This is a genomic window from Candidatus Zixiibacteriota bacterium (assembly GCA_014728145.1).
In the GTDB taxonomy this organism is placed as follows: domain Bacteria; phylum Zixibacteria; class MSB-5A5; order JAABVY01; family JAABVY01; genus WJMC01.
This window is the reverse complement of sequence record WJMC01000241.1, coordinates 1-6893: the sequence shown is the minus strand read 5'-3', so window position 1 is coordinate 6893 and position 6893 is coordinate 1. Positions and strand designations below refer to the sequence as shown.

Annotated in this window: 6 protein-coding genes; all 6 read left to right on the top strand. The window is 47.5% G+C overall.

Annotated elements, in window-relative coordinates:
- Window positions 1-1119: PAS domain S-box protein (locus tag GF404_13305; GenBank protein MBD3383156.1), on the top strand; the 1119-nt coding region annotated here is incomplete at its 5' end.
- 85 nt (window positions 1120-1204) lie between these two features.
- Window positions 1205-3397 carry a hypothetical protein gene (locus GF404_13300; protein ID MBD3383155.1) on the top strand — a complete coding sequence of 731 codons (2193 nt, stop codon included), beginning with the start codon at window positions 1205-1207 and terminating at the stop codon, window positions 3395-3397.
- Between the two features lie 472 nt (window positions 3398-3869).
- Window positions 3870-4844 (top strand): hypothetical protein, encoded by a 975-nt coding sequence (locus tag GF404_13295; protein ID MBD3383154.1) that lies wholly within the window; start codon window positions 3870-3872, stop codon window positions 4842-4844.
- Entirely contained in the window at window positions 4834-5328 is a 495-nt protein-coding gene (locus tag GF404_13290) for a hypothetical protein (protein MBD3383153.1), read from the top strand. Before GF404_13295 ends, GF404_13290 begins: the two co-directional genes overlap by 11 nt.
- Entirely contained in the window at window positions 5329-6318 is a 990-nt protein-coding gene (locus tag GF404_13285; protein ID MBD3383152.1) for a hypothetical protein, read from the top strand.
- A gap of 22 nt (window positions 6319-6340) precedes the next feature.
- Window positions 6341-6893, top strand: a 553-nt coding sequence (locus GF404_13280) for a hypothetical protein (protein MBD3383151.1), incomplete at its 3' end; no start/stop codon positions are given.

Sequence of the window (6893 nt, the reverse complement as noted above, 5' to 3'; positions counted from 1 at the left end):
AATTCACAGAGGCGTGCAGACCGCCTTGAACATTTCAATCAGTTTATCCTCGAAAGTATGCTCTCCGGCCTGATCGGAATCAATCGCCAGGGGAAAATAATCCATCTCAACCGCTCTGCCCGGGCTATTCTCGAGCTCGATTATTTCTCAGCCAATGATGAAAACTATGAACAGCTTCTTGCTGGCTACCCCTTTATCGTGGATACCTTCAGATCAATAATGACAGGACGATCAACAGTTGAACGGATGGAGCAGAAGCTGATCCAGAAAACAGGAGAGGAAAAAGTTCTGGGCCTGTCCGGTTCACCGGTCTACGATCACAACAGCCGTATGGTGGGCGCGATATTGCTTCTGGCTGATTTGACAGAGGTGCGCAAGCTCCAGAATGAAATCGCCTTCAAGGAGAAGATGGCGGCCGTGGGGGAGATGTCAGCAGGGCTGGCGCATGAACTCCGTAACGCCATGATGGCGATTGTCGGATACGGCAAGTACCTGACTAAAATTTCCGAGGGCGATTCCCAGACCAGCCAGATTGCAGAGTCGATCCGCACCGAAGCCGACAATTGCGAAACTATGCTAAAACGCTTTTTGACATTCGCGCGCCCGGTCGCTTTTACTCCTGAAAATGTGGATTTAAAGGAGCTTCTTACACAGATTATACAAAAACTCGGAAATCTGGCAAAAAAGAAAGCTGTCCTTCTTACAGATGACTTTTCTGAAAAATCGATTGAATTCACCAGCGACAGGGTGGCGCTGGACCAGATCTTTACCAACCTGATAAAAAATGCTGTCGAGGCCGCTCCTGAAAATGGGCAGGTTGACGTCCTGGTAAGAAATACAAACAGCCAGGACATGATTGTGATCAAAATTATTGATAATGGTCCCGGGATCGAAAAAGAGCAGTCACACAAGATCTTTTCGCCCTTTTTTACAACCAAGGAACAGGGAACCGGACTGGGGTTGTCGATTGTTAAAAAACTGGTTAACGGGCTGGGTGGAACGGTAGAAATCGATTCCTCCGAGAACGAAAAAACGGCTTTTGTCGTCACTCTGAAAACTGGTTATCGTGTTCAAACCGCAAATTCTGCGATAAAAGAGAGTAATACTAAGCCAGTTTAGGCTTGCTAAAAAGCCGTATAATGTTATATTTCAACCGGTATTAGCTCTTTTTTTGATTCTAACTACTCGCCAAGCCGGAGGATTTATGCGCAATAATCATATACTGTTGATAGCTTTGACAGCTTTTGCATTTCTGTTTGCCTCGAACCTTTCAGCATCCGACAGCTATATGCAGGTCGAAATCTATTTCGATTCAAAGCAGGACTATGTTGATCTGCAGAAAGAAGCGCTAGATATAGTTGAACGCCATGACGACTATTTCGTAATAGTTACCACATCGGAGCAGTTCTCGAAGCTTCAGTCAAAGGGCTACAATATGCGTGTGGTCCACGAGGACCTGACCAGCCATTACCAGTCGCGTCTCGATATTTCCAAAGATATGGGTGGTTACATGACTCTTTCCGAGATCGAAGCCGCGATCGATCAGCTCTATATTGATCACCCCAATATCGTCGCGCCCAAGATATCCATAGGCCAGACTATCGAGGGACGTGAGATGTATGCTTTCATGATTTCGGACAACCCGATCAGTTCCGAGACGGAAACCGAGGTGCTCTACACGGCCGCAATCCATGCCAGGGAAGTTATTACTCCGATGGTGCTTCTCAATTTTGCCGACAGCCTGACAGAAAACTATGGTGTCGATCCCGAGATCACCCAGATGGTCGATAATCGCCAGATATGGTTTATCCCGTGCGTGAATCCGGATGGCTATTATCACAATGAGTATACTGATCCTTTGGGCGGAGGGATGTGGCGCAAGAATCGTCGCAATAACGGCGATGGCTCCTATGGTGTGGACCTCAACCGTAATTTCGGTTATGAATGGGGTTATGACAACTCCGGATCATCACCATATCCGAGCAGTGATACATATCGCGGAACATCAGGATTTTCCGAACCGGAAACTCAGAACCTGCGCGCGTTCCACAATGCCCATGAATTCGTGATAACTGTTTATTACCATTCACATTCGAATTTATTAATCTATCCATGGGGGTATGAAACAATCTACACCGAGGATCATGATATCTTCCAGGCCATAGGAGACACTGTCGAATCAATGAACGGATACGAACCAGGTACAGCCTGGGAACTTCTCTATCCGGTCAACGGCTCATCTGATGACTGGTCCTATGGAGAACAGACGACTAAACCCAAAAGCTTTGCGGTTACCTTCGAGGTGGGAAGCTCCTCCGACGGTTTCTGGCCTCCTACATATCGAATACCGGCTCTGTTGCAGGAAAACATCGCCCCGCTCAAATTCCTTACTCGTATTGCTGGCAATGTCTTCCAGCTGAAACCGCCATTACCGCCGACTGTGTCGGTACTCGATTCTGTCGAATTCGGTACTGATTACGATGTCAACTGGAGTTTCCATGATTCTCTCAACCCGGCGGTTGAATATGAACTCCTGGAGCTCGAGAATTACACTGAAACGGTTGACTCGGGTGAAAACTTCGACTACTGCGATAACAACAATAATTTCTCGATTTCGAGCAGTCGTTACAGTTCCTTCCCCAGCAGTTTCTATTCAGAGCAGGCCAACAATATCTATCATTACATGGATTTCACAAAATACTTCCCGGTCGAAGTGGGTGATACCCTGAGATTCAAAACCTGGTATGATATCGAGCTTGACTGGGATTACGCGTACGTGGAGGTTTCCACCGACGGCACGACTTTTGAAACCATTGAAGGAAATATCACCACGACATTCAATCCCAACGGCAACAACCATGGTCATGGTATCACCGGTAGTTCTTCGGGATGGGTCGACGCGATCTTCGATCTGTCCGATTATGCCGGGGAGTCGATAGTCATCCGCTTCAGCTATGCGACCGACGGTTATGTCATGGATGAAGGTTTTTATGTCGACGATATCGAGACGGTCGGCAAATTTGAGATGGAAACGGTCTATACCGAGTATCCTCCGGATGTTTCCAAAACCTTCTCGGGCAAACCGGTTGGAGATTATTTCTACAAAATCAGGGCCAAAGATGCTGAAAACCAGTATTCCGGGTACTCTCCTCTCGACGGTGTCGCCGTCTATGATCCCAATGATTTCATGTGTGGTGATGCCAACGGCGATGGATCGGTGGATGTTACCGACGCAGTTTTCATGGTGAATTATTTCTTCGATCCCAGTGCTCCCGCACCTGATCCGATCGAGTCTGCCGATGTCAATTGCGATGGCAAGGCTGATATATCTGACGCGGTCTATATTGTGAATTATGCGTTCGCGTTTGGTCCCGAACCCTGTGCCAACTGTCCGTAGGAATTAGCTGTTTATGAAAATATAACCCGCCTGCATTTTGAGTGCTGGCGGGTTTTGCATTTTGCGAGACTCCGTTTTCAAAGGGAAACGTGCTCGCCGACAGCGCTTTGCAGTGAATCCCATATAACGCCCTTCAACTCCACTTATATTATTAAATACAAGACAGTTAAATCCGGTTCACTTTTCCTCAAAAAGCCCTAAAGAAATCGTTTCATTTTGGCGATAAACAAAGTGATAAGACTGTGCAAAGATTTACCAAAAAGCGTCCGGTGTCAAACCGCTTAAAGCAATGAGCCGTTACAGTTTGAGTAGCACCGGAAGGCTTCAAACCCGAATCGAGCAGGGGCTTGGAAATTAAGAATAAAATCAGTTTGCGGGTCACCAGGCTTACGGAATTGTTGTTTCCGGCCTGGAAAATCACATTGATAAAAAGCGCTCAACATAGGAAACCACAGTACTGTGGGAGGTTTTGATGTCCGAATTCTATGATGAAAAAAACGAGAGTTCTCCAACTTATAAATTGCATCGCAAGGAGACTCTAATCTGGATCGGCGTGACGACGGTGGTGCTGGTCCTGTCCTACTTCTTTATCTGGGGGATGCACAATAATTCTGTGCAGAAGATCGAAAACCGCCTCGAGTTGGCCCAGGCAAATGTCGACGAGAGTTCAAAAGCCTACCAGAAAATCAAGGCCTACGAACAGGTTGCCAAGACTGATCCGATCGGGTTCGATTTAGCCAATTTCGTTCACGAGAACTACCATACGGTCGTGACGGTGGTCTATTTCATCCTGACTGCCCTGACGCTGGCAACAGTCGCCCGGTTCATCGCTTTCATATTGATTACGATGAATCGTAAAAAGTACTACCCCAGCGACAAGACGCTGGAGGAATTCGTTAAGGACAGGCCACGTAACTGGAACCAGTTCTATATCAAAGTAAAGGATATGCGCCACTTTGGATGCGCATTCTGGAAGGTCCTGAAACAGTCCGCCTCGGTAATCAATGATTCCAAAAAATATGATCATCTGTATTTGCACATGCGCAATCGTTTTGACAAGGTGATCGAAAACATAAACGAGACTTCACTTTACGATTCGATTTCAACCACCTCTCCGGCGGCTGGTTTCTTCGGGACGTTGATTGGGCTCCTGTTCATTTTTACACAGTCTGAAAACGGTGTCTCGGGGCTTACTAATTCTCCGGAATTCGCTGTTGGTATGAAGGTCGCAGTGATCAGCTCCCTGTGGGGACTTTTGAATCTGGGCGCGGCGATACTGTTCAGCTACTTTACCCGCCAGATTACTGAAAGGATTTACGATCGCATGATCCTCAAGGCGTTTGCGGTCTGCAACCTGGTGGAGAGATACGATACCGATCAGAATGAAGATGATAAGAAAAAGGAAAAGCCCGAAGTAATGTCAAGGGGGCCGGTAAATGTCAGCTAAGGTAAAATCCAAATACATGACGCCGTTTATAATCGGTGCTTCCGATCTGGCATTTATCCTGCTGTTCTTTTTCATCATGATCGGTTCGGGAGCTCAGAAACTCGAAAAGATCGAGATGCCTTTCAAGGCGGCAAAAAGCCAGGCCGAGGTCCAGCGTTCACCGGTCAGGGTTGAGATTTATGAGGAAACTCAGAATTCGGACACGAGCCGCATGGCACTCATATATAAAGACGAATCAACCGAAGCACCGGATACGCTCTATCTCTCGATGAGCAAAAGCCAGTTGTCGAGCCCGGAATCATTCAAGTACCTCAAAAAGAGGCTGTCTGATTTCGTTCACGACAAAGGCCTTCGGCCAGATTCGACCACGATCGATGTCTACAGCTCGGTTTACTCGTATTACGGGCTGATAGCGATCACGCTGGCCGCCTGCAATCAATTGGAGTATCCCTGCAATCTCGTTTACAGGACAGAGGAATCTTAAATGCAGTCGTTTTTTAACCCGGATGATGCCCGGCTCGAAGATGAAGCAGTCATATCCGGAAACCCGATAGAAAAATGCCTTGTCAATGAGTATACGCGCACAGGTGACGAGACTGGTAAGTTCTTCATACTTGTGGGACTGCTGGTGGTTTTTATATTCGTTCTCAAATCCAACCTGTCATCATCGACGCCCAATTTCTTCATTGACCTGGAAGAAAAAGAAACAATTTCTGAAAATAAGTTCACTGTGGAAATGATAAAGCCGGAGATCAAAAAACCGAAGCTAAAACCGAAACCGGAACCTCCCAAGGAAGTCGAGACCAAGAAAGTGCGCAGAAGGGTTGTCGAGAGAAGTAACCGTCGTGCCCCTGAAGAAGTTCGTCGTCGTATGCGCAGACAGCCGATGGAAAAGAGGCGGGAGGTCAAAGCTGAAGTGAATCGAGATATGGAACAGGAACAGGTGGTCAAAAGAGATATGCCGAAACTGACCGCGCCGGTAATCGAAAACATGGAAACGGTCGACCGCAGCCAGGCCAATGAACCGGTGCGCCAGGTGCTGGCCGATATCTCCAATGACACATTGCGCTCCTACGATTACGGTGATATTGAAGTCAGGCACGCTCCCTCAATGGAGATCTCGCACTCGGAGCTGGATCCATATCACTACCAGATGGTAGACCTGTGTCTCAGACTCTGCGCGCAGTCGCTGTTTTTACGGCAGACCGCCTCACTGGCGCGCAGTGACTTCGGTGTCAACTGGCTCAAAGTCGAACGGGGAGATGGAAATAACCGCATGTTGATTCTGCATAAGAACACATGGCTGGTGCTCAAAATCAACAAGGATCGCTTGAAGGTGCTCTCAGACCTGAGCTTTATCGAAGTCCCGGTGAATATAGAAAAGCAGGTGGGCGACGTCGAATTCATGTTCGAAGATGTCACCCGTAAGTTGTGCAAACTATTGAAGCACGAAGAATGTCTGGAAAATTTGTAATTATTATATGAGGAGTAGGGTAATGCGCAAAACGATTTTTTGTCTGATTGGAAACGCGGCGGTTATTCTTTTGGCAGTAGTGTTTGCCGGCCAGGCAACGGCCCAGAACTATGCCAAAGATTATCTCGACCATCTCGACGCCTACTATAAAAACGGCGACTGGTCGGATCTGCAGGCCGCTAAAAGCTCTATCAAGTCAGAGCTGGATACTTCTCTGGCGCTCAAGGTTCAGAGCTATTACTATAACGCCGAGATCGAGTACCTGATGGCTTATGAAAGACTCCGTCGTGATCCCGGTAACGAGGAGAAGACAGCGGACTTGAAAAATCTGCTTCTGGAACTCTATGACCGTTACCTGGAAAGCTATTATCACGCGGTCAGGGGCAATCTGAAAAACAGCAGTCTGGAAGGCAACACAGCCTACCTGTTCAAGGATATATTCCTGGCGGCTACTATCACTCCATCATCCAATTCGATAGCGCCGATGATCGAGAACCTCCTGCGCCGTGCGGACGAACAAAATCTCTACAATCGCGAAAATACATTTATCGCCAGTGTGGCTGACCTGTTCCCTT